At 63.5% G+C, this 21,418-nt stretch carries 24 protein-coding genes; 14 read left to right on the forward strand and 10 right to left on the reverse strand.

All coding sequences use genetic code 11. The features are described 5' to 3' along the window. Nucleotides 1-77: 77 nt before the first annotated feature. The 8 genes from B3605_RS21230 to B3605_RS21265 all read right to left on the reverse strand — a co-directional run bounded on the left by B3605_RS21230 (nucleotide 78) and on the right by B3605_RS21265 (nucleotide 8,478). A complete protein-coding gene (locus B3605_RS21230; protein WP_112945169.1) occupies nucleotides 78-1,043 on the reverse strand; it encodes a 2-hydroxyacid dehydrogenase in 966 nt (321 codons plus the stop codon). Nucleotides 1,044-1,065: 22 nt separating this feature from the next. Beyond that, nucleotides 1,066-2,694 carry an ABC transporter ATP-binding protein gene (locus B3605_RS21235; protein ID WP_018899208.1) on the reverse strand — a complete coding sequence of 543 codons (1,629 nt, stop codon included), beginning with the start codon at nucleotides 2,692-2,694 and terminating at the stop codon, nucleotides 1,066-1,068. Beyond that, nucleotides 2,694-3,164 carry a type II toxin-antitoxin system VapC family toxin gene (locus tag B3605_RS21240; protein ID WP_112945170.1) on the reverse strand — a complete coding sequence of 157 codons (471 nt, stop codon included), beginning with the start codon at nucleotides 3,162-3,164 and terminating at the stop codon, nucleotides 2,694-2,696. Before B3605_RS21240 ends, B3605_RS21235 begins: the two co-directional genes overlap by 1 nt. Then, nucleotides 3,164-3,451 (reverse strand): hypothetical protein, encoded by a 288-nt coding sequence (locus tag B3605_RS21245; protein WP_296435925.1) that lies wholly within the window; start codon nucleotides 3,449-3,451, stop codon nucleotides 3,164-3,166. Before B3605_RS21245 ends, B3605_RS21240 begins: the two co-directional genes overlap by 1 nt. 61 nt (nucleotides 3,452-3,512) lie before the next feature. Next, nucleotides 3,513-4,661, reverse strand: a complete 1,149-nt coding sequence (locus tag B3605_RS21250) for an ABC transporter permease (RefSeq protein ID WP_112945172.1) — start codon at nucleotides 4,659-4,661, stop codon at nucleotides 3,513-3,515. Continuing rightward, nucleotides 4,661-5,752, reverse strand: coding sequence for a microcin C ABC transporter permease YejB (locus tag B3605_RS21255; protein ID WP_111563118.1), 1,092 nt, complete (start codon nucleotides 5,750-5,752; stop codon nucleotides 4,661-4,663). Before B3605_RS21255 ends, B3605_RS21250 begins: the two co-directional genes overlap by 1 nt. Nucleotides 5,753-5,910: 158 nt before the next feature. Next, on the reverse strand, nucleotides 5,911-7,749 hold the full coding sequence (locus B3605_RS21260; protein WP_112945173.1) for an extracellular solute-binding protein: 1,839 nt from the start codon (nucleotides 7,747-7,749) through the stop codon (nucleotides 5,911-5,913). A 114-nt stretch (nucleotides 7,750-7,863) separates the two neighbouring features. Then, on the reverse strand, nucleotides 7,864-8,478 hold the full coding sequence (locus B3605_RS21265) for a TetR/AcrR family transcriptional regulator (protein ID WP_112945174.1): 615 nt from the start codon (nucleotides 8,476-8,478) through the stop codon (nucleotides 7,864-7,866). A gap of 51 nt (nucleotides 8,479-8,529) precedes the next feature. Here B3605_RS21265 and B3605_RS21270 point away from each other — a divergent pair, with 51 nt between their 5' ends. The 7 genes from B3605_RS21270 (at nucleotide 8,530) to B3605_RS21300 (ending at nucleotide 15,269) form a co-directional block, all read left to right on the forward strand. Then, nucleotides 8,530-9,102, forward strand: coding sequence for a hydrolase (locus tag B3605_RS21270; protein ID WP_112945202.1), 573 nt, complete (start codon nucleotides 8,530-8,532; stop codon nucleotides 9,100-9,102). A 129-nt stretch (nucleotides 9,103-9,231) separates the two neighbouring features. After that, nucleotides 9,232-10,305: a penicillin-insensitive murein endopeptidase gene (mepA, locus tag B3605_RS21275; protein ID WP_112945175.1), complete on the forward strand. Its 1,074-nt coding sequence runs from the start codon at nucleotides 9,232-9,234 to the stop codon at nucleotides 10,303-10,305. A 105-nt stretch (nucleotides 10,306-10,410) separates the two neighbouring features. Beyond that, entirely contained in the window at nucleotides 10,411-10,794 is a 384-nt protein-coding gene (locus B3605_RS21280; RefSeq protein ID WP_047506724.1) for a methylglyoxal synthase, read from the forward strand. 33 nt (nucleotides 10,795-10,827) lie between these two features. Next, nucleotides 10,828-11,859, forward strand: coding sequence for a glucokinase (locus B3605_RS21285; protein ID WP_018899218.1), 1,032 nt, complete (start codon nucleotides 10,828-10,830; stop codon nucleotides 11,857-11,859). Nucleotides 11,860-11,976: 117 nt separating this feature from the next. Next, the gene (locus B3605_RS21290) at nucleotides 11,977-13,764 is read left to right on the forward strand and encodes an ABC transporter ATP-binding protein (RefSeq protein WP_112945177.1); all 1,788 of its coding nucleotides are present in this window, start codon (nucleotides 11,977-11,979) and stop codon (nucleotides 13,762-13,764) included. A gap of 23 nt (nucleotides 13,765-13,787) precedes the next feature. After that, on the forward strand, nucleotides 13,788-14,612 hold the full coding sequence (dapB, locus tag B3605_RS21295; protein ID WP_047506729.1) for a 4-hydroxy-tetrahydrodipicolinate reductase: 825 nt from the start codon (nucleotides 13,788-13,790) through the stop codon (nucleotides 14,610-14,612). Between the two features lie 21 nt (nucleotides 14,613-14,633). Then, on the forward strand, nucleotides 14,634-15,269 hold the full coding sequence (locus B3605_RS21300; protein ID WP_018899221.1) for a 2,3-bisphosphoglycerate-dependent phosphoglycerate mutase: 636 nt from the start codon (nucleotides 14,634-14,636) through the stop codon (nucleotides 15,267-15,269). Nucleotides 15,270-15,330: 61 nt separating this feature from the next. Here the strand turns inward: B3605_RS21300 and B3605_RS21305 are convergent, their stop codons facing one another. Next, the gene (locus tag B3605_RS21305) at nucleotides 15,331-15,744 is read right to left on the reverse strand and encodes a winged helix-turn-helix transcriptional regulator (protein WP_112945178.1); all 414 of its coding nucleotides are present in this window, start codon (nucleotides 15,742-15,744) and stop codon (nucleotides 15,331-15,333) included. An 87-nt stretch (nucleotides 15,745-15,831) separates the two neighbouring features. On the opposite strand from B3605_RS21305, the gene B3605_RS21310 reads away from it, so the two are divergent. The 3 genes from B3605_RS21310 to B3605_RS21320 all read left to right on the forward strand — a co-directional run bounded on the left by B3605_RS21310 (nucleotide 15,832) and on the right by B3605_RS21320 (nucleotide 17,394). Next, a complete protein-coding gene (locus B3605_RS21310; protein ID WP_112945179.1) occupies nucleotides 15,832-16,698 on the forward strand; it encodes an oxidoreductase in 867 nt (288 codons plus the stop codon). Nucleotides 16,699-16,820: 122 nt separating this feature from the next. Beyond that, on the forward strand, nucleotides 16,821-17,093 hold the full coding sequence (locus B3605_RS21315) for a CopG family ribbon-helix-helix protein (protein WP_296435935.1): 273 nt from the start codon (nucleotides 16,821-16,823) through the stop codon (nucleotides 17,091-17,093). After that, the gene (locus tag B3605_RS21320; protein ID WP_296435937.1) at nucleotides 17,059-17,394 is read left to right on the forward strand and encodes a type II toxin-antitoxin system RelE/ParE family toxin; all 336 of its coding nucleotides are present in this window, start codon (nucleotides 17,059-17,061) and stop codon (nucleotides 17,392-17,394) included. Before B3605_RS21315 ends, B3605_RS21320 begins: the two co-directional genes overlap by 35 nt. 8 nt (nucleotides 17,395-17,402) lie before the next feature. Here the strand turns inward: B3605_RS21320 and phnF are convergent, their stop codons facing one another. Then, nucleotides 17,403-18,134 carry a phosphonate metabolism transcriptional regulator PhnF gene (phnF, locus tag B3605_RS21325; RefSeq protein WP_112945181.1) on the reverse strand — a complete coding sequence of 244 codons (732 nt, stop codon included), beginning with the start codon at nucleotides 18,132-18,134 and terminating at the stop codon, nucleotides 17,403-17,405. Nucleotides 18,135-18,250: 116 nt separating this feature from the next. Here phnF and phnG point away from each other — a divergent pair, with 116 nt between their 5' ends. Genes phnG through B3605_RS21345 form a run of 4 tightly spaced genes read left to right on the forward strand, consistent with a single transcriptional unit; the run spans nucleotide 18,251 to nucleotide 21,350 of the window. Next, nucleotides 18,251-18,736 carry a phosphonate C-P lyase system protein PhnG gene (gene phnG, locus B3605_RS21330; protein WP_112945182.1) on the forward strand — a complete coding sequence of 162 codons (486 nt, stop codon included), beginning with the start codon at nucleotides 18,251-18,253 and terminating at the stop codon, nucleotides 18,734-18,736. After that, nucleotides 18,736-19,359 carry a phosphonate C-P lyase system protein PhnH gene (gene phnH, locus B3605_RS21335; RefSeq protein ID WP_112945183.1) on the forward strand — a complete coding sequence of 208 codons (624 nt, stop codon included), beginning with the start codon at nucleotides 18,736-18,738 and terminating at the stop codon, nucleotides 19,357-19,359. The genes phnG and phnH overlap by 1 nt, the downstream gene beginning before the upstream one ends. 3 nt (nucleotides 19,360-19,362) lie before the next feature. After that, nucleotides 19,363-20,472 (forward strand): carbon-phosphorus lyase complex subunit PhnI, encoded by a 1,110-nt coding sequence (locus B3605_RS21340; protein ID WP_112945184.1) that lies wholly within the window; start codon nucleotides 19,363-19,365, stop codon nucleotides 20,470-20,472. Beyond that, nucleotides 20,469-21,350 carry an alpha-D-ribose 1-methylphosphonate 5-phosphate C-P-lyase PhnJ gene (locus B3605_RS21345; RefSeq protein WP_018899231.1) on the forward strand — a complete coding sequence of 294 codons (882 nt, stop codon included), beginning with the start codon at nucleotides 20,469-20,471 and terminating at the stop codon, nucleotides 21,348-21,350. Before B3605_RS21340 ends, B3605_RS21345 begins: the two co-directional genes overlap by 4 nt. The last annotated feature ends 68 nt before the right edge of the window (nucleotides 21,351-21,418 follow it).

Here is a 21,418-nt window from a genome sequence, read left to right on the forward strand (position 1 = left end):
CTTCCCAAACCGGGCGGTATCGGCCGCCCTCAAAACATCAGGGAAAGAAACGGCCATCGGCAACGATGGTTCCCGCCTCAGTAACCGCGATCGCGATCGACCACATATTGCAGTGGTTCGCCCTGCTCGAAGCGGGCGATCTGCCGCTCGACATGGCGAAACAGCGCGTTCTCCTCCGAGCTTGCCGCATCATGCGGCGTGATGAAGACACCAGGCAGGTCCCAGAGCGGGCTGTCCGAAGGTAGAGGCTCGACCTCGAAGACATCGAGCGACGCGCCGCCAAGCACGCTGGTTTCGATCGCCGAGACGATATCGGCCTCGACCTGGCTCTTGCCGCGCCCGGCATTGATGAACACCGGCTTTCCAAGCGCACCGCCCTGGCGGAGCTTGGAAAACAGCGCGGCATTGTAGAATTTCGTCGTCTCCGGCGTCAGCGGCAGCAGGCCGACAAGGATGTCGGTCTTCGAAAGGAAGGCGTCGAGCCCGCTCGCGTCGAAGGTCTCGATGCCATCGATCTCTTTGGCCGAGCGCGACCAGCCGATGACGTTGAAGCCCATCACCGTCAGCTTCTTGACCGCATCCTGGCCGAGCACGCCGAGGCCCATGACGCCGACGGTAAGCTCCGATGCCTCCGGCGCTACGTCGTGGCCCCATTCGCGCCGGCGCTGCAATCGGTCGTGCTCCGCCTGTCCACGCTGGTGCATCAGGCACTGCATCACCACCCATTCGCTCATCCGCGTCGTCAGGCTGTGGTCGACGAAGCGCACGATCGGCACATCGGGAAGCCCGGGCAGGTTCATGAAGCTGTCGACGCCAGCACCGCCCGAAAAGATCACCTTCAGGTTCGGCGCCCGTTCGAACAGATCCGCATCCGGCTTCCAAAGCAGCGCGTAGTCGAGATCGGATAGATCCCGGCCCTTCGTCTCGGGATCGGCGATATTGATGCTGCCGCGATCGAGAAAGGCGGTCTTCAGGATGCGCGCGACGGTATCGGGATTGAACTTTAGATCGACGAGAATGGGGGCTGGCTTAGAAGCTGACATGGTGTCTGGGGCTCTGATATCGTTAGTGTTGCACTGCAGGCGTCGGCCGCGCCTCGATGTTGAAGGCCGCCGCCATTAGCGCCTTGGTATAGTCGTCCTTCGGCGCGCGGAAGATATCGGCCGATGGCCCCTGTTCCACCACCTTGCCGAAGCGCATCACGATCACCTCGTTGGCGAGCGCCTTCACCACCTTCAGATCGTGGCTGATGAAGAGATAGGCGAGGTCGTGCTTCTGCTGCAGGTCGCGCAGGAGATCGACCACTTGCGCCTGAACGCTCATGTCGAGCGCCGATGTCGGCTCGTCGAGCATCACGAAGCGCGGCTTCAGCACCATGGCGCGGGCAATGGCGATACGCTGCCGCTGGCCGCCGGAAAATTCGTGCGGATAGCGCCAACGAGTGGTGGGATCGAGCCCCACTTCCTCCAGCGCCCAGCAAACGCGCCGGTCGCGCTCCTCGTAGGAGAGCCCGCGCTCGTGCACCTTCAGCCCTTCGGCGATGATGTCGCCCACCGACATGCGCGGGCTGAGCGAGCCGTAGGGGTCCTGGAACACCACCTGCAACTGATTGCGCAGCGGCCGCATCTCGGTGAATGAATAGCTGGCTATATCCTTGCCGACGAAGCTGATCCGCCCCTGCGAGGAGATCAGCCGGGTGAGCGCCAGCCCGAGCGTCGTCTTGCCCGATCCGGATTCGCCGACCACACCCAGCGTCTGCCCGGCGCGCAGCGACAGATCGATTCCGTCGACGGCTTTGACGTGATCCACCACCTTGCGCATCAGCCCCGCCTTGATCGGGAACCAGACCTTGATGTCCGACCCCTGCATCACGATCGGCTTGGAGCTGTCGGCAAGCGGCGGCTCGCCGCGCGGCTCTGACGCCAGCAGGTGGCGGGTATATTGATGCTGCGGATTGGTGAAGACTTCCTCGACCGTTCCGGTCTCGACGATCTTGCCCTTGGTCATCACGCAGACCCGGTCGGCGAACTTGCGCACAATGCCGAGGTCGTGTGTGATGAACAGCATGGACATCCCATGCTGGCCCTTGAGCTGTCGCAAGAGTTCGAGGATCTGCGCCTGCACAGTGACGTCGAGCGCCGTCGTCGGTTCGTCGGCGATCAGCAGTTCCGGGCGATTGGCGAGCGCCATGGCGATCATCACGCGCTGCCGCTGCCCGCCCGAGAGCTCGTGAGGATAGGCCTTCAACCGCTTCTCCGGCTCGCGGATGCCGACCTGGTTGAGCAGCTCCAGCACCCGCGTGCGCGCCGCCTGTCCCTTGATCCCCTGGTGCAGTTCGAGGATCTCGGCGATCTGCTTCTCGATATTGTGCAGCGGGTTGAGCGAAGTCATCGGCTCCTGGAAGATCATCGTGATGTCGTTGCCGCGCACCTCGCGCAGCACCTTGTCCGATGCCTTCAGGAGATCCTTGCCCTTGAACAGGATTTCACCGGAGGGATGACTGGCCGAGGGGTAGGGCAGCAGCCGCAGGATCGAATTGGCCGATACCGATTTCCCCGAGCCGGACTCTCCCACCAGCGCCACCACCTCGCCCTTGTTGACGTCGAAGGAAATGCCATCGACAGCCACTGAAGTCGCGCCGCCCTGGTGGAAGGCGACGGAAAGATTGCGGACGGACAGCAAGGGTTCGGACATCAGGACAGGCTCTCGATCAGGGAGGTCAGGGTGGCGTCGTCGGGTTTGGCAAGGGCGAAGGGAAGGGTCTCGTTCGGCCCCGGTCCGATCCGCTTGTCGGAGGAAAGCAGGTGCGTGCAGCCGCTGGCAATCGCCGTTGCGACATGAACGGCGTCAGGCAGCTTGCGGGCTGGATTGGCGGCTCGGAGCTGAGCCGCCGATAGAAGAATGTCGCGGGTGACCGGCTGGACGTCCATCGTCATGTTGCCGCGCAGCAGATTTTCGTAGAAAGAAATCAGTGAGCGGTCGGCATTTCTGTAGGGCAGCACCAAAAGCTCAGCCAGCGTGATCTCGCTCGTAACGAAACGAGGCGGGGTCAGAATTCTTGCATCGGAAAGAAGGCGCGTGGCTTTCGTTGACACCTCGTCAAAGGTCTCGAAGGCCATGATGATGAAATTGGTGTCGAGATAGACGCGCCCTACACCTGCCATCAATAATCCCACTCATCGCGCAATTCGCGAATACGGGCGACAGCCTCCTCCTCGGAAACCGACTTGCGGCCATCCGCTTGCAGGCGTTCACGTATGGCCATCAGCTCATGCGCCTCGATCGGTCCGTCGCGCAGCAGCGGATCATCGTTCTCTACCGTATCATTTTTCGACGTCTCGACCTCAAGCACGACACGCACCGTTGCATCGTCGGCGAAACCCTCCCTCAAATCCTCGGGAAGGTTGGCGACAGGATAATGATCACGCACAATCTTGTTCATCGCGGTCATGCTCCAAAAGTTGCGTAAAAACCAACTCTACCCGCAAACCCCTGCCATGACGAGGCCGCCCTCATCCGAACGTCTTTCTCGGATCGAACGCATCGCGCACCGCCTCGCCGATGAAGATCAACAGCGACAGCATGATCGACATCGCGAAAAAGGCCGTCAGCCCCAGCCATGGCGCCTGCAGGTTGGCCTTGCCCTGGGCGATCATCTCGCCGAGCGAAGGTGAGCCCGGTGGCATGCCGAAGCCGAGGAAGTCGAGCGAGGTCAGCGTCGTAATCGAGCCGGAGAGGATGAAAGGCAGGAAGGTCAGCGTCGCGACCATCGCGTTCGGCAAAAGATGCCGCCACATGATCGTGCGATTGCCGACGCCGAGCGCGCGCGCTGCGCGAACATATTCGAAATTGCGCGCTCTCAGGAACTCCGCGCGCACCACGCCCACGAAGCCGACCCATGAGAACAGCAGCATGATCCCGAGCAGCACGAAGAAGCCCGGCGGCAGGATCGCGGCGATGATCAGCAGGATATAGAGCACCGGCATCGACGACCAGATTTCGATGAAGCGCTGCAGCAAAAGGTCGGTCCAGCCGCCGAAATAGCCCTGGATCGCACCGGCGCTGACGCCGACGACGGCCGAGCAGATGGTCAGCACCAGCCCGAACAGCACCGATATGCGGAAACCGTAGATCACGCGGGCGAGCACGTCGCGCGCCTGGTCGTCGGTGCCCAGCCAGTTGAGGTTGCTCCAGGTGCAGTTGGGGTCGTTAACCCCTTGCGGATAGCCCGAGCAGCGCTCCTGCTCGCTCATCATCCAGAAGGGCGCGGTCGGCGCCGAGTGCGGGATGTTGGAGTTCACCGAGCGGTAGGAATAGCGGATCGGCGGCCAGATCATCCAGCCATTAGCTTTGATCTCGTCGGCGATCACGTCGGAGCGGTAGTCGGTCTCGGCCAGGAAGCCACCGAACTTCTCCTCGGGATAATTGACGAGAACGGGAAACAGGATCTCGCCCTTGTAGGAGGCGATGATCGGCCGGTCGTTGGCGATGAATTCGGCAAACAGGCTGAGCCCGAAGATGAGAAGGAACAGCCAGAGCGACCAGTAGCCGCGCCGGTTGGCCTTGAAATTCTTCCAGCGCCTGATGTTGGTCGGCGAAAGCAGCCCCTTGCGCGGCGGCTTGACGGGCGTGGCGGTCGCGGGCTTTGCGGCGGTGTCCATCACACGTCCCTCCGCTCGAAGTCGATGCGCGGATCGATCCAGGTGTAGATCAGGTCGGAGATCAGGCTGACGAACAGGCCTAGCAGCGAGAAGATGTAGAGCGTCGCGAACACGATCGGATAGTCGCGGTTGACCACCGAGAGATAGCCGAGCCGCCCCAGCCCATCGAGCGAGAAGATGTTCTCGATCAGCAGCGAGCCGGTGAAGAAGGCGGAGATGAAGGCACCGGGGAAGCCGGCGATGATGATCAGCATGGCGTTGCGGAACACGTGGCCGTAGAGCACCTTGCGCTCGTTCAGCCCCTTGGCCCGCGCCGTCACCACATACTGCTTCTTGATCTCTTCGATGAAGGAGTTCTTGGTGAGCAGCGTCGTTGTGGCAAATGCTGCCAGCGACAGCGAGATCAGCGGCAGCGCCAGGTGCCAGAAATAGTCGAGCGGCTTCTGCCACCACGCAAGCTGGTCGAAATTGTCGGAGACGAGACCGCGCAGCGGGAACCAGTCGTAGAAGGATCCGCCGGCGAAAAGCACGATCAAGAGGATGCCGAACAGGAAGCTCGGAACGGCATAGCCGATGATGATGACGCCCGAGGTCCACACGTCGAAGGTCGAGCCGTCCTTCACCGCCTTGCGGATGCCGAGCGGAATGGAGATGCCGTAGGAGAAGATCATGATCCAGATCCCGAGCGAGGCCGAGACCGGCAGCTTGTCCTTGATCAGGTCGAGAACGGACGTGTTGCGGAAGAAGCTCTCGCCGAAATCGAAGCGGATATAGTTCCACATCATCTCGCCGAAGCGCGTCAGCGGCGGCTTGTCGAAGCCGAACTGCTTCTCAAGCTTCTTGATCAGCTCCGGATCGAGCCCCTGCGCGCCGCGATATTTCGAGCCGCCTTCGTCCATGCCCGATCCCATCAGGTCGCCGCCGCCGCCCGAAAGGCGGGCGTCCGCCCCTTGAGCGTCGCCCGTCAGCTGCGCGATCACCTGCTCGACAGGCCCGCCGGGCGCGAACTGGATGACGGTGAACGAGATGGCCATGATGCCGATAATGGTCGGGATCATCAAAAGCAGGCGGCGAAGGATATAGGCTCCCATCAGCGAGCGGCCTCCGGGGAGTTCTGTCGTAGGCTGTCCAGTCTATCGCCGCTCAATCGTCAAGCCTTCCTCTGCCGGTCCGTACCGGCGCTGATCATGGTCCGAGGTGATTCGGTGGGCCCATTTGGAGCCCAGCCGTCAGGCCAATGCAAGTCCGCTCATTTCTTGGCGGAAGACGACCACCAGACGTCGGGGAAACCGGTCGCATAGGTCGGGTATTCGGCCGGCCGGGTGATCGTGTTCCAGTAGGTGATCGACTGCGTGTCGCGGTAGAAGAGCGGCACGACATAGTGGCCCGCCATCAGCACGCGGTCGAGCGCCTTGATCGACGCCACCTGCTCGTCGCGATTGGGCGCGAAGATCACCATGCGGATCAGCGCGTCGACCGCCGGGTCGGAAATGCCGGAATAATTGCGCGAGCCCTGCTGGTTGACGGAGCCTGATCCCCAGTAGTCGGCCTGCTCGTTGCCGGGGTTCATCGTTTCGGCCCACACGTTCCAGATCACGTCATAGTCGAAGCTGCGGACGCGGTTGGTATATTGCGAGGCGTCAACCGTGCGCACCCGCGCATCGATGCCGATCTTCTTGAGATTGTTGGCGTATGGCACGGCCCAGCGTTCGAAGACGGGGCTGGAGAGGAGGATCTCGAAGCTCATCGGCTTGCCGGTCGCGGTATTGACCATGCGGTTGCCCTTGATCTCCCAGCCCGCTTCCTTGAGCAGCTTGATCGCCGTGCGCAGGTTGTCGCGGCTCTTCTGCGGGTCGCCGCCGATAGGGTTCGAATAGGCGGTGGTGAACACCTCAGGCGAAAGCTTGTCCTTGAGGCCGTTCAGGATCTCCAGCTCGCGCCCCTCAGGCAGGCCGGAGGAGGCGAGCTCGGTGTTCCAGAAATAGCTGTCGATGCGCTTGTAGCTGTTGAAGGCGACGGTGCGGTTCAGCTCCTCGAAGTCGAAGGCATAGTTCAGCGCCTCGCGCACCTTCTCGTCCTTGAATGCATCACGGCGGGTGTTCAGCACCATGGCCTGCATGATGCCGGTGGCGCGCAGCGCATTCGGCACGTCCTCCTTCTTCACGCGGCCTTCCTTGACGGCCGGGAAGTCATAGCCGGTCGCCCAGCGCGCCGCGAGCGTCTCCTGCCAGAAGTCGCTGTTGCCGGCGCGGAATGCCTCGAACTCCACGTCCCGGTCGCCATAATAGGTGTAGGTGATCGAGCCGAAATTGTTCTGCCCGACATTCACGTTGAGGTCCTTGCCCCAATAGTCGTCGCGCAGCTCGTAGCGGATCGTGGCCCCCGGCGAGAACGCCGCGATCTTGTACGGGCCCGAGCCCATCACTGGTTCCAGCGTGGTCTTGGCGATATCGCGCGGCTTGCCGTCAGGCCCGTTGCCCTCCCACCAATGCTTCGGCACGACCACGAGCTGCCCCAGGATGTTCGGCAGTTCCTTGTTGTTCTTCTCGTCGAAGGTGAAGGTCACATCGCGATCGCCCGATTTCTCTGCCTTCACGACATGCTTGTAATAGTTGGAAGCGAGCGGGTTGAGCTCCTTCACCTTGTCGAAGCTGAAGATCACGTCCTCTGCTGTCACAGGCTTGCCATCCGCCCACTTCGCTTCGGCGCGCAGCCTGAACGTCGCGCTTGAGACGTCATCAGGATAGGAGAGCCCTTCCGCCAGCAGTCCGTAAGAGGCCAGCAACTCGTCATCCGCCGATTTCATAAGCGTCTCGAACGGCAGCGTCAGGCCAACGGCGGCCTGCCCCTTGGAAAGCAGCGGATTGAACGTGTCGTAGGTCCCCGATGCCGAAAGTCTCAGATTGCCGCCCTTCGGTGCATCCGGGTTCACATAGTCGAAATGCTTGAAACCGGGCTTGTATTTCAGCTCGCCGATGGTGGACGTTCCAATCCGGAAGACCGGCTCCTGGGCGACGGCCTGCAGGGGCAGGGCGGCAGCGCCCAACAGAGAAAACACCAAACCAAGTCTCGACCACGCACGCGCCATTCGCCAGCCCCAATTGTTTCGCTTTTTTCGAGGATAGGCGAAATGCTGGCGAAAAACAGGTGACGCAACCTTTTTTGTCCGGCTTCGCGCAAATGTGAGCGCAAGCCCGGCTGCTCAGGCCGTCGCTTCCTCCAGCCTTTTGCGCAGCATCCCCCGCAACTCCGCCACCATGCGCGGATCGCCGCCGATATCGGGATCGTGCGCCGCCGTCACGATGATCCTCAGCAGTTCGAGCACCAGCGCCGAGAGAAGGTCGAGATCGTCTCCAACAGAAGGGCTCGCCTTCTGCAGCAGCGCCTTGATGTTGCCGCGCAGCTTCGCCCGCGATTTCACCTTGCGCTCCTTGGGGATGTCGCGCCGCGCCGCCAGCACCGGAAATTCGCGGTAATCCTCCAGAAAGCTGCCAAGCCGCGCGAAGATCGCGTCGCCAATCTCGGACGCCCGCTTGCCGTCGACCTCGTTCTGCAGCTCGACCAGCGCGGCGTTCAGCTGCCGCATCCGCTCGATGTGCAGCGCTTCGGCCAGCACCGGCTTGGTCGGGAAGAACTGGTAGAGCGAGCCGATCGAGGATTTCGCCTCGGCAGCGATCTCCGTCATCGTCGCGGCCTCATAGCCCTTCTCAAGAAAAACCTTGGCGGCCGCCTCGGTCAGAATGGCAACGCGCTCGTGCCCGCGCTTCTGCTTCGGCGAGCGATCGATCGAATCGGCACTTGATTTTTGTGAGGGCATCCTCATATTTCCAATTGCGAGGATATCCTCATGTTTATTCCGGAGCCTTTCATGTCCCTCTACGATCCCAAGACCACCGCCCTGATCTCCATCGATTTGCAGGGCTTTATCATTTCCAGGCCCGTCGCGCCTCATTCCGCTCAGCAGGTGATCGAAAATACCGCCGCGATCGCCAAGTCGCTGAAAGCGGCCGGCGGCACGACCGTCTTCGTCACCATCGGATTTTCCGCGGACTATGCCGATGCTGTCAACCAGCCGACCGACGAACCGATCGCCTTCCCACAAGGTGGCTTGCCGGCCGAGGCGCTGCGCGAACCGCCCGAGATCGCTGACCTGACGCCGGATGTGCGCATCACCAAGCATCAATGGAGCGCATTCTACGGCAGCGAGCTCGATCTGCAGCTGCGCCGTCGCGGCATCCGGACGGTCATTCTCACCGGCATCGCCACCAATTTTGGCGTCGAGGCCACGATCCGCGATGCGTTCGCCCACAACTACGCGGTCATCGCCGCCGAGGATGCGATGACGACGTTCACCGCCGAGATGCACGCCTTCGCCTGCGAGCGCATCTTCCCGCGCCTGTCGCGTATCCGCAAAACCGCCGACATCATCGCCAACGCCTGAGTGCACCGCTGCCGGCCGACGCGATGTCTCGTGATCGCCCGCGAAAAACATCGATTCACCAGAATCGCATTTCACGGTAAAACGGGTGCAAATCACTCGACCTTGGTCGGCAGCAGTTCAGGATACGGCATGGCTTTCCGCATCGCGCAGGCGCTCTCTTCAATCGGTAAACTGGCATTGGCCACTGCGATCGGCGCCAGCCTTATCGCCAGCGATGTCGCCGCCCAGCAGAAACAGCCGAGCCCCGGCAGCGCCAAGGCGATCTTCGGCGGCGTTCAGCTTCCGACACAAGGCGCTCCGCAACCCTATGGCTTCTACGCCAAGGGCTGCATGGCCGGCGCCGAGGCGCTTCCGACCGATGGTCCGAACTGGCAGGCCATGCGCCTGTCGCGCAATCGCCGCTGGGGCAATCCGGCCATGCTCTCCACCATCGAGCAGCTGTCGCGCGATGCCGCCAAATATGATGGCTGGCCGGGCCTGCTGGTCGGCGATATCGCCCAGCCGCGCGGCGGCCCGATGATCACGGGCCACGCCTCGCACCAGATCGGCCTCGATGCCGATATCTGGCTGACGCCGATGCCCAACTTCCGCATGACGGCGGAACAGCGCGAGGCGCTGCCCTTCACGACCATGCTGCAGAAGAACGCCTTCCTGACGATCAACCCGAATGTCTGGACGCCGGCCCATGCCCGTCTGCTGATGCGCGCCGCGAGCTATCCGCAGGTCGAGCGCATCTTCGTCAATCCGGCGATCAAGAAGAAGATGTGCGACACCTGGACGGGCGATCGCACCAATCTCGGCAAGCTGCGCCCGGAATACGGCCACGATTCCCACTTCCACATCCGCATCAAGTGCCCGCCGGGCGCCGTCAATTGCAAGCCGCAGGCACCTGTCGTCGCCGGCGACGGCTGCGACAAGTCGCTCGCCTGGTGGTTCAGCCCTGCACCATGGGCCAAGCCCAAGCCGCCGAAGCCGGATGCCAAACCGGTCAAGCCGCGCGAGGTCATGTTGTCGGATCTGCCCAAGGCTTGCCAGGCGGTTCTCGATGCGCCCGCGGTCTCCTCCGTGCGCGCCGCGACCTATGGCGGCCCATCGGCTGCCGAAGTGCTCCGCGCTCAGCCCATCGACGCGCCGCCCGCCGCAAATGACGACGAGCTGCCCGATCTCGGCCCGATCCCGGACGACAAGCCCGCAGCGCAATGATGCCGGTTGAACACCGCGACACCGCTCTTTAAAACCCTGATCGCTTCGTATAGAAGCGGTCAAATCGATTGAATTATGCCAGTGAATTTAGAGGGGGAGCTTCTGATGGCCGGCCGCAAGTGCCTTGCGCTCATCGCGCATGACCAGAAGAAGGACGACATGGCGGAATTCGCCCGCCGCAACGAGGAGACGCTCAAGGCGAACTGGACGATCTTCGCGACCGGCACGACCGGCGGCCGCGTTCTCGATGCCGCTCCCTCGCTTGATGTCACCCGGTTGAAAAGCGGCCCGCTCGGCGGCGACCAACAGATCGGCGCGCTGATTGCCACCGGCGAGGTCGATGCCCTGATCTTCTTCGTCGATCCGCTGACCCCCATGCCCCACGACGTCGACGTCAAGGCCTTGATGCGCCTTGCGATCGTCTATGATATCCCAATGGCACTCAACGAGGCCACGGCCGACAGGCTGATCGCCAATCTTCACGCATAAGCGGCGCGCGAACGCGCAACAATGGAACCTGCCATGCACCAGCTCGATACCAGCGACGCCTCCATGCCCTTCCCGATCCTGATCGGCGATATCGGCGGAACCAATGCCCGTTTCGCCATCATCGAGACGGCCGACGCCGAACAGGTGAATTTCCCGAACGTGCGCACCGCCGATTTCAAGACCATCGACGACGCCATCCGCGCCACCATCCTGGAAAAGAGCGCGATCAAGCCGCGTTCCGCCATCCTCGCGGTCGCCGGCCCGATCAGCGACGACGAAATCCCGCTGACCAATTGCGATTGGGTTGTGCGTCCAAAGTCGATGATCGAAAATCTGGGCATCGAGGATGTCTTGGTCGTTAATGACTTCGAAGCCCAGGCGCTTGCAATCTCCGATCTGGCGCCGGAACACCGCGAACGCCTCGGCAATGCAGACGCCCATGAGGACATGGTCGCTTCCCGCGTCGTGCTCGGACCGGGCACCGGCCTCGGCGTCGGCGGCCTCGTGCATGCGCGCGGCGTCTGGATCCCGGTTCCGGGCGAAGGCGGCCACGTCGATCTCGGGCCGCGCAGCAAGCGCGATCTTGAAATCTTCCCCTATGTCGAAACCATCGAGGGCCGCGTCTCGGCCGAGCAGATCCTCTCCGGCCGCGGCATCGTCAATCTCTACCGCGCCATCTGCACCGCCGATGGCATCGCGCCCAAGTACAGCGACCCGGCCGACATCACCTCGCATGCGCTGGCCGAAAGCGACCCGGTCGCGGTCGAGACCATCTCGCTGTTTTCGACCTATCTCGGCCGCGTCGCCGGCGACATGGCGATGATCTTCATGGCCCGCGGCGGCGTGTTCCTCTCCGGCGGCATCAGCCAGAAGATCCTGGCCGCTCTGCGCAAGCCCGAGTTTCGCGCCGGTTTCGAGGACAAGGCGCCGCACACGGCACTGCTCTCGACCATCCCGACCTATGTCGTCACCCACCCGCTGGCCGCACTCTCCGGCCTCTCGTCCTACGCCCGCCGGCCCGACACCTTCGGCGTGTCGACCGATGGCCGCCGCTGGGGTCGATAGCCCCCCCAGCGTCCGGCGCCCGGACAGACCTAGCCAAACGGGCGCCAACTCTTTATAGAGCCGCTCGAGCGCGGGCCGCAGCAGCGGCTCGCATGGTCACGAGACAGGAAGTCTTTATTGCGTTCATCCGATCCCCAGCAGCGCCCCGTCGACAGCGGCACGGTCACCGCCGTCTTGAAGCGCATCATCGCTGAAAACGGCCGCGAGCACATCTGGGGCTACGTCGTCGCCATCAGCTGTCTTGTCCTCGTCGCGCTATCGACGGCCTTCACGGCCTGGATCATGCGCTCGATCATCGACGAGGCCTTCGCCAACCGGCGCGCCGATGTCGTCTGGGTCATCTGCCTCTCCATCTTCATCGCCTTCGTCATTCGCGGTTTCGCGAGCTACGGCCAGGCGGTGGCGCTGTCGAAGATCGGCAACAACATCGTCGCCCGCTACCAGAGCCGCCTTTACGTGCATCTGATGACGCTGTCGGTCGGCTATTTCAACGAGGCGCGTTCGGCCCGCATCGCCGCCCAGGTCAGCCAGAATGTCGGTGGCATCCGCGATGTCCTCAACCTGACGATCACCTCCACCGCGCGCGACCTGCTGACCTTCGTCGCCCTGCTCGGCGTCATGGTCTATCAGGACCCGCTCTTGAGCGTCGCTGTCCTCATTCTCGCGCCGCCGCTGCTTCTGGCGCTGCGCTATCTCTCCAAGCGCCTGCGACAGGCCACCAAGGAAGCCATCGATCTCAACAGCCACGTGCTCGGCGCCATGCAGGAGACCATTCAGGGCATCTCCATCGTCAAGGCGTTCACGATGGAGCGGCAGCTCGAGCAGAAGATCAACAAGATCATCGTCGCCGCCGAAGAGCGCGGCAACAAGATCGCCAAGCTGTCCGAGCGCAATGCGCCGATGACCGAAAGCTTCGCCGGTTTCGCCGTCGCCAGCGTTCTTGCCTACGCCGCCTACCGCTCGATCTATCAGAACGTGCCGCCCGGCGCCTTCTTCTCCTTCGTCACCGCGCTTTTGCTTGCCTATGATCCGGCCCGCCGCCTTGCCAAGCTGCAGGTGCAGATGGAACGCGCCGCCGTCAACGCGCGGATGATCTACGAGCTGCTCGACATGGAGCCGCGCCAGCGCGACCTGCCGGATGCGAAACCGCTGATCGTCACCGAAGCACGTATCGAACTCAAGGACGTGGCCTTCGCCTATGGCAACGACAATGTGCTCGATGGCGTCAACATGGTTGCCGAAGGTGGCAAGACCACCGCGCTCGTCGGCCCCTCCGGCGCCGGCAAGTCGACCATCATCAATCTCATCCCGCGCTTCTACGATCCGAAGGCCGGCGAGATCCTGATCGACGGCCAGGACATCGCCCATGTGACCAAGAAGTCGCTGCGCGAGCAGCTGGCCTATGTCTCGCAGCAGCCCTATCTCTTCGAAGGCTCGATCCGCGACAACATCCGCTATGGTCGCCCCGACGCCAGCGATGCCGAGGTCGAGGAAGCAGCGCGTCTCGCTTACGCCCACGACTTCATTCTCGCCCAGCCGGAAGGCTACGACACGCCGGTCGGTGAAAACGGCGTGACGCTCTCGGGCGGCCAGCGCCAGCGCCTGTCGATCGCACGCGCGCTGGTGCGCAATGCTCCGATCCTGCTGCTCGACGAAGCGACCTCCGCGCTCGACACAGAATCGGAAGCCGCTGTCCAGAAGGCGCTCGACGAGGCCATGACCGGCCGCACCGTCGTCGTCATCGCCCACCGTCTCTCGACGGTCGTGCGCGCCGACAAGATCGTCGTCATGCAGCAGGGCCGCGTCGTCGAAGAGGGCAATCACGAGACGCTTGCGAAGCGCAGCGACGGTCTTTACGCTCGCCTCAACAACCTTCAGAGGCCAGCGGCCTCCGAGACTTTCTGATACGTGAATGATGGACGCCTGACATGAGCGATGCTGCGATGAAACTGGTGGTGGTTGGTGCAGCGGGCCGCATGGGACAGGCGCTCATCCGCATGGTGCACGAGATCGAAGGCGTCGTGCTGCACGCAGCCGTCGGCCGCCCGGGCTCGCCCTTCATCGGCAAGGATGCCGGCGAGATCGCGGGTCTCGGCCCCAACGGCGTCGCGATCACCGACGATCCGCTGGCCGCCTTCCTGCACGCCGATGGCGTGCTCGATTTCACCACGCCCGCGACCACCAATGAATTCGCCGCACTTGCCGCCCAGGCCCGCATCGTCCACATCATCGGCACCACGGGCTGCTCGGTCGAGGACGAACAGAAGATCTCGGCCGCCAGCCGCCATGCCCGCATCGTCAAGTCCGGCAATATGGGCCTCGGCGTCAATCTCTTGAGCGTGCTGGTCGAGCAGGCGGCGCGCGCGCTCGATCCCGCCGATTGGGACATCGAAGTCCTCGAAATGCACCACAAGCGCAAGGTCGACGCCCCCTCGGGCACCGCGCTGCTGCTGGGCGAAGCCGCCGCCAAGGGCCGCGGCATCGATCTTGCCACCCATTCCGTGCGCGTCCGCGATGGCCACACCGGCGCGCGCGAAGCGGGCACGATCGGCTTTGCCACGCTTCGCGGCGGCTCCGTCATCGGCGAACATTCCGTCATCTTCGCCGGCGAGGGCGAGCGTGTCTCCATGGCCCACAGCGCCGGCGACCGCTCCATCTTCGCGCGCGGCGCCGTCAAGGCGGCCCTCTGGGCGCGCGACAAGAAGCCGGGTCTCTATTCCATGCTCGATGTTCTCGGGCTCTCCCAACACTGATCTCATCAGGAGGAATTTATAATGAGCGGTACCCTCGTCCTCGTTCGCCACGGCCAGAGCGACTGGAACCTGAAGAACCTTTTCACCGGCTGGAAGAACCCGGAGCTCACAGAGCTCGGCGTTCAGGAAGCCAACACCGGCGGCAAGGCGCTTGCCGAAACCGGCATCAAGTTCGACATCGCCTTCACCTCCGACCTGAAGCGCGCCCAGGACACGCTGAAGATCATCCTTGAAAACGTCGGCCAGACCGGCCTCGAGACGATCAAGGATCAGGCGCTGAACGAGCGCGACTACGGCGATCTCTCCGGCCTCAACAAGGACGATGCCCGCGCCAAGTGGGGCGAAGAGCAGGTCCACATCTGGCGCCGCTCCTACGACGTTCCCCCTCCGGGTGGCGAAAGCCTGCGTGACACCGGCGCCCGCGTCTGGCCCTATTACCTGACGGAAATCCTGCCCCGCGTGCTGCGCGGCGAAACCGTTCTGGTCGCCGCTCACGGCAACTCGCTGCGCTCGCTGGTCATGGTGCTCGACAAGCTCACCAAGGAACAGATCCTCGGCGTCAACCTCGCGACCGGTGTTCCCATGGTCTACAAGCTCAACGCCGATTCGACCGTCGCTTCCAAGGAAGTCCTCGGCGACATGTCCGGCGCGCACTAAATATCATCGCGCCGCGCGTCTCTCCGATGCGCGGCGCCTCTCCGGATAGACCGGAAGTTACTTAGTTCTCGGGTCCGTTTTCCGTCTGACCCTTCGGCTTCCGCGCCGCCTCGAAATCCGGCAGCCGGTTGGCGATCCATTGCCAGAGCCCGACCACTTCCACAAGCAGCTCGCCGCCCAGCGGCGTCAGCTCGTATTCCACGCGCGGCGGCACCTGCGGGTAGAGCGTGCGCGTCACGAGACCATCGGCCTCCAGCGTCCGCAATGTCTGCGTCAGCACCTTCTGGCTGATGCCCTCCACCCGTTCCAGAACCCGTGAGAAGCGCAGCGGCCCCTTGGCCTCGGCAAGGATATGCATGACGCGCAGCGGCCACTTGGCGCTGGCGCGCTCCAGCATCTCGCGGGCAAGCGCGTCCTCGGCATCCGTCAGCGTCTCGCAGAAGTCGAATGTACCATCGTTTAGTTCAGTTACCATAAGGTATGTATAGATCCATCCGGTACCTTCTTTCAAGAAGATACCGTCAGGCCTATATGGTCTTTCGACGGATCAAGGAGATTTCGGATGTCACAGGTTTGGTTGATTACAGGCAGTTCGCGCGGCCTCGGCAGGGCGCTTGCGGAAGCGGTTTTAGCTGAGGGGCACAATCTGGTCGCCACCGCGCGCAACCCCGCCCAGCTCGACGATATCAAGCAGCGCTATCCCGCCAGTGTCTTGACGATTTCGCTTGATGTGACCGACGAGCAATCGGCGGAGCAGGCCGTCAAGGCCGCCGTCGAACGCTTCGGCCGCCTCGATGTCCTCGTCAACAATGCCGGCTATGGCGATGTCGGATCGGTCGAGGATACCAGCCTCACAGATTTCCGCGCCCAGATCGAAACCAATCTCTTCGGCACCATCATCGTCACCAAGGCGGCATTGCCTCTGATGCGCGGACAGGGCGCCGGCCACATCATCCAGGTCTCCTCCGTCGGCGGCCGCATCGGCCCGGCCGGACGCGCGCCCTACGCGGCGGCCAAATGGGGCGTCGAGGGCTTCTCCGAGGCCTTGAGCCGTGAAGTCGGCCCGCTCGGCGTCAAGGTCAGCATCGTCGAGCCCGGCGGTTTCCGCACCGATTTCGCCGGCGCCTCCACCACGCTCCGCGAAGGCCGCCCCGAATATGACGAAACCGTCGGCAAGATGGCCCGCTACCAGCGCGACTACGACGGCAGGCAGCCCGGCGACCCAGCAAAAGCCGCCGCCGCCATCCTCCACCTCGCCAGCCTCGACAACCCGCCGCTACGCCTTCCGCTTGGCAGCGACGCCATCCGCGCCATCGAGCAAAACGACGCGCGAAGAGCCACCGAACACGCCACCTGGCGCGACCTCAGCCTCTCCACCGACTTCGACGCCGGCAACGGGGCAGGGCACTTTCCCTGGGAGGCGAGGTGAGGGGATTGCCCTTCATCTTGCCCGGATCTCCAATCCCGCGCTTAACGATCCGAAGACGGCATTTGGCGTTCGAAATGTCCGTGTGCTACGCTGCATCGTCTCTGTGACAGATGGAGCACGTCGTGCCGGACGCCGTATTTACCTTTCGTATCGATGAAGATCTCAAAACAGCGTTTGGCGAGGCCGCCAGAGCGCAGGATCAGAGCGCGGAGCAACTGCTTCTGGGGTTGATGCGTGAGTATGTGGAGAGCCAGCAGAACGATGCCGAATATGACCGGTGGTTCCGGCGCGAGGTTCAAATCGGACTGGACGCCGCCAATGCCGGCGATCTGATATCCAACGATGAGGTGGAAGCGGAATTTGCCCGGCGTCGTTATGCGGCGCGCCAAAACTGATGCGTTAGCAATCGTGGCCGTTCATTGGACGCGCCAGGCGACGATCGACCGACAATCCATCTTTGAGTTTGTCGGGGCAGCCGATATCAATGCGGCAATTGCACTGGACCATGTGTTTTCCCGCGCCGCGGTGCGGCTGGAACTGTTTCCGTCGATGGGGCGGCCCGGGCGCGTGAAGGGAATGCGGGAGTTCGTCGTGCATCGGCACTATCTCCTGATCTATAGCATCAGCGGCGAAACCGTCCGCATCCTCCGTATCTTACACGCCGCGCAGCAATGGCCCTCCGCCTCTGGCCGGTGAGCCTCCCCTCAATTCTCAATCGTAAACTGCACCCTGTCGGCGGCAAAGCGCGTCACCGAATATTGCACCGGCACGCCATCGAGATCGGTGTTCATCGCCTTGGTGATCAGCACGATCGCGCCCGGCGTCAGCTCCAGCGCCGAGAGGTCGGCGGCTTCGGCGTGGGCGGCGGTGATTTCGGTGGTGGCGCGGATATAGTCGGATAGGCCGAGTGCGGCGAAGGCGCGGGTGATCGATTCCGTCGTCTCGTAGGCATCTCGCATGCCCGCGAAGCGCGCCGCCGGAAACCACGAGGTCGCGCTCGAGACCGGCCGCCCATCCGCCTTGCGCACCGTCTCCAGCCGGATCACGTTTGTACCGGGCGCAAGCTTCAGCCAGCGCGCCACCTCGTCGCTGGCCGCTTCCTCGCCATGGCCGAGCAGCAGCCCGCGGGTCTCGCGCGCCTGCTCGCCGATGCCGCTGTTGAAGCGCGTCCGCTTGCTGATCGGAAAGTTCAGCCGTTCCTTGCGCTCGATCAGCGTACCGCGACCCTGCACGGCGCGCACGATCCCTTCCTGCGCCAGAGCCGCCAGCGCGCTGCGCACCGTGTGCCGGTTGACGCCGAACTGCGTGGCCAGCGTCATCTCCGGCGGTACCATGCCCGTCTCGTCGTATGCGCCGGCGCTGATCGCCTGGCGAATCCGGTCGGCGATCTGCCGCCACAGCGCCACGCCCGTCTGTCTCTGAACCTGCCCAGCCATTTTAGCCCTTTATCTTATGCGCCCCCGAAATGTCACACGCTTGTCACCTCGGCGATTTAGGTCTAGGTATAGCTTGTATGGTTGTCTATATCAATAGACATTTAAAGGATGTGGCGATGACCTTAGCGGAAAAGAAGGTAGGCAAGACCGAGCTGAGTGAGGGCGACCGGGCGCGCAAGCGCACCGTCGATCTCCTCGCCCGCGCCGAGCGGCAGGAGCTGGAAGCGGCCTGGCAGGCATTGGTGGAAAAGCCGGTGGCGCAAGCCGTGCGCGGCCCCGAAACCGGCCTCGTCATGGTGCGCGGCCGCATGGGCGGTGGCGGTGCCGCCTTCAATCTCGGCGAGGTCACCGTCACCCGCGCCACCATCCGCCTCGCTTCCGGCACCATTGGCCACGCCCAGGCGCTCGGCACCGATCGCGAAAAGGCCCGCCTCTCGGCGATCTTCGATGCGCTCTGGCAGGAGCCGGCCACCCGCGACACCATCGAAACCACCCTGCTTGCGCCGATGACCGCCCGCGTCGCCGATGCCGATAACAAGAAGGCCGACGAGACCGCGGCCACCCGGGTCGACTTCTTCACCATGGTTCGCGGAGACGACTGATGCCAATCAAGACCGAAACGCATAACGCTGATGCTCTCTCCGGCGGTTTCGCCGAGCCGGTGTTCCACGCCCAGAGCGTCTTCAAGCTGATGATGGATGCCATGGCCCGCCCCGGCACCATCCAGACCGTGTCGCCCGATGCCGAGCCGCCGGCGCCGCTCGGCATCGCCGCCGGTGCCATCGCGCTGACGCTGTGCGATCACGACACCCCCGTCTGGCTCTCGCCGGCCTTGGCCAAGTCCGCCACGCCGCAATGGCTCGGCTTCCACACCGGTGCGCCGGTGACGCCGGAAAAGGCCGAAGCCCGTTTCGCCTTTGTCGATGAAGGCGCCACGCTCTCCTCCTTCGGCTTGTTTGCCTCCGGCACCCAGGAATATCCCGATCGTTCGACGACGCTCGTCATCGAGTTGCCCGATCTCGAAGGCGGTCGTCGCCTCGCGCTGATGGGCCCCGGCATCAAGACCGTCACCGACGTCGCGCCGCTTGGGCTCCCCGAGCGCTTCCTGCATCTGTGGACGGAAAATCGCGTGCTCTTCCCGCGCGGCGTCGACATCGTGCTCACCTCCGGCAGCCGTTTCGTCTGCCTGCCGCGCACCACCAAGATCACCGCAACGGAGATGTGACCCATGTATGTTGCCGTCAAAGGTGGCGAGGCCGCCATTTCGAATGCCCACCGTCTGCTCGCCGATCGCCGCCGCGGTGATCGCGCGCTTCCCGCCATCGGCATCGAGCAGATCGTCGCGCAGCTGACGCTCGCCGTCGACCGCGTCATGGCCGAAGCCTCGCTTTACGACCGCACGCTGGCGGCACTCGCCGTGCGCCAGTCGCGCGGTGATATGATCGAGGCGATCTTCCTGTTGCGCGCCTACCGCACGACCCTGCCGCGCTTCGGCTATTCGCAGCCGATCGACACGGCTCAAATGAAGATCGAGCGCCGTGTGTCCGCCACCTACAAGGATCTGCCCGGCGGCCAGCTGCTCGGCCCGACTTTCGACTATACGCATCGTCTGCTCGACCCCTCGCTGCTCGAGGATGGCGCCGTCGAGGAGCCGGTGCTGCGCGAGGCCGAAACCGGCCGCGTCATGCGCGTCTCCGAGATCCTCGCCCATGAAGGCCTGATCGAGGGCGATGGCGAAATGCCCGAGGATCACGAGATCGGCGATCTCACCCGCGAGCCGATGGAATTCCCGATGAGCCGCGATCTGCGCCTGCAGGCGCTCGCCCGTGGCGACGAGGGCTTCTTGCTTGCGCTCGGCTATTCCACCCAGCGCGGCTATGGCCGCAACCACCCTTTCACCGGCGAAATCCGCATCGGCGAAGTCGAGGTGGAGTTCGATGTGCCCGAGCTCGGCTTCGCGGTCTCGCTCGGTTCCATCCAGGTTACGGAATGCCAGATGGTCAACCAGTTCAAGGGCTCGTCCAAGGCGCCGCCGCAGTTCACCCGTGGTTACGGGCTGGTCTTCGGCCAGAGCGAGCGCAAGGCGATGTCCATGTCGCTGGTCGATCGTGCGTTGCGCGCCGGCGAACTCGGCGAGGATGTCACCGCGCCCGCGCAGGATGAGGAATTCGTCATCTCGCATGCCGATAACGTCCAGTCGACCGGCTTCGTCGAGCATCTGAAGCTGCCGCACTACGTCGATTTCCAGGCCGAGCTCGATCTCGTCCGCCGCATGCGCAACGACTTCGACGCCGCCCGCACCGGCGGCGATGACGATCTCAAGGAGGCAGCCGAATGAGCGATCTCGCCACGTACAACTTCGCCTATCTCGACGAACAGACCAAGCGGATGATCCGCCGCGCCATCCTGAAGGCGATCGCCATCCCCGGCTATCAGGTGCCCTTCGCCTCGCGCGAAATGCCGATGCCCTATGGCTGGGGCACCGGCGGCGTGCAGGTCACAGCCTCGATCATCGGCCCCGATGACGTGTTGAAGGTCATCGACCAGGGCGCCGACGACACGACGAATGCCGTCTCCATCCGCGCCTTCTTCCAGAAGGTCGCCAATGTCGCGGTCACCACCCACACCAAGGATGCCACCATCATCCAGACCCGCCACCGCATCCCGGAAGAAAAACTCGGGGCGGGCCAGGTTCTGGTCTACCAGGTGCCGATCCCCGAGCCGCTGCGCTTCCTCGAGCCGCGCGAGACCGAGACCCGCAAGATGCACGCGCTCGAGGAATACGGCCTCATGCACGTCAAGCTCTACGAGGACATCGCCCATAACGGCCGCATCTCCAAGACCTACGCCTACCCGGTCAAGGTCGCCGGCCGCTACGTCATGGACCCGTCGCCGACGCCGAAATTCGACAATCCGAAAATGCACATGTCGGACGCCCTGCAGCTCTTCGGCGCCGGCCGCGAAAAACGCATCTACGCCGTCCCGCCCTATACCGAAGTCGTCAGCCTCGATTTCGAGGATCACCCCTTCGAAATCCAGCGCTTCGGCAAGCCTTGCGCGCTCTGCGGCGCGGAAGACGTCTATCTCGACGAGGTGATCCTGGACGACAAGGGCGGCCGCATGTTCGTCTGCTCGGATACGGATCACTGTGAGGACCGCCGCGAGCACGGCCATGTCGGCGAGATGCTGGCGCAGGGTCGGGAGGCGGCGGAATGAGGGCGCTTCAAGTTCGGCGTTCTGCCGGGGATACCCCCCTCTGCCCTGCCGGGCATCTCCCCCACAGG

The organism is Rhizobium sp. UBA1881 (assembly GCF_002338015.1).
Lineage (GTDB): Bacteria > Pseudomonadota > Alphaproteobacteria > Rhizobiales > Rhizobiaceae > Rhizobium.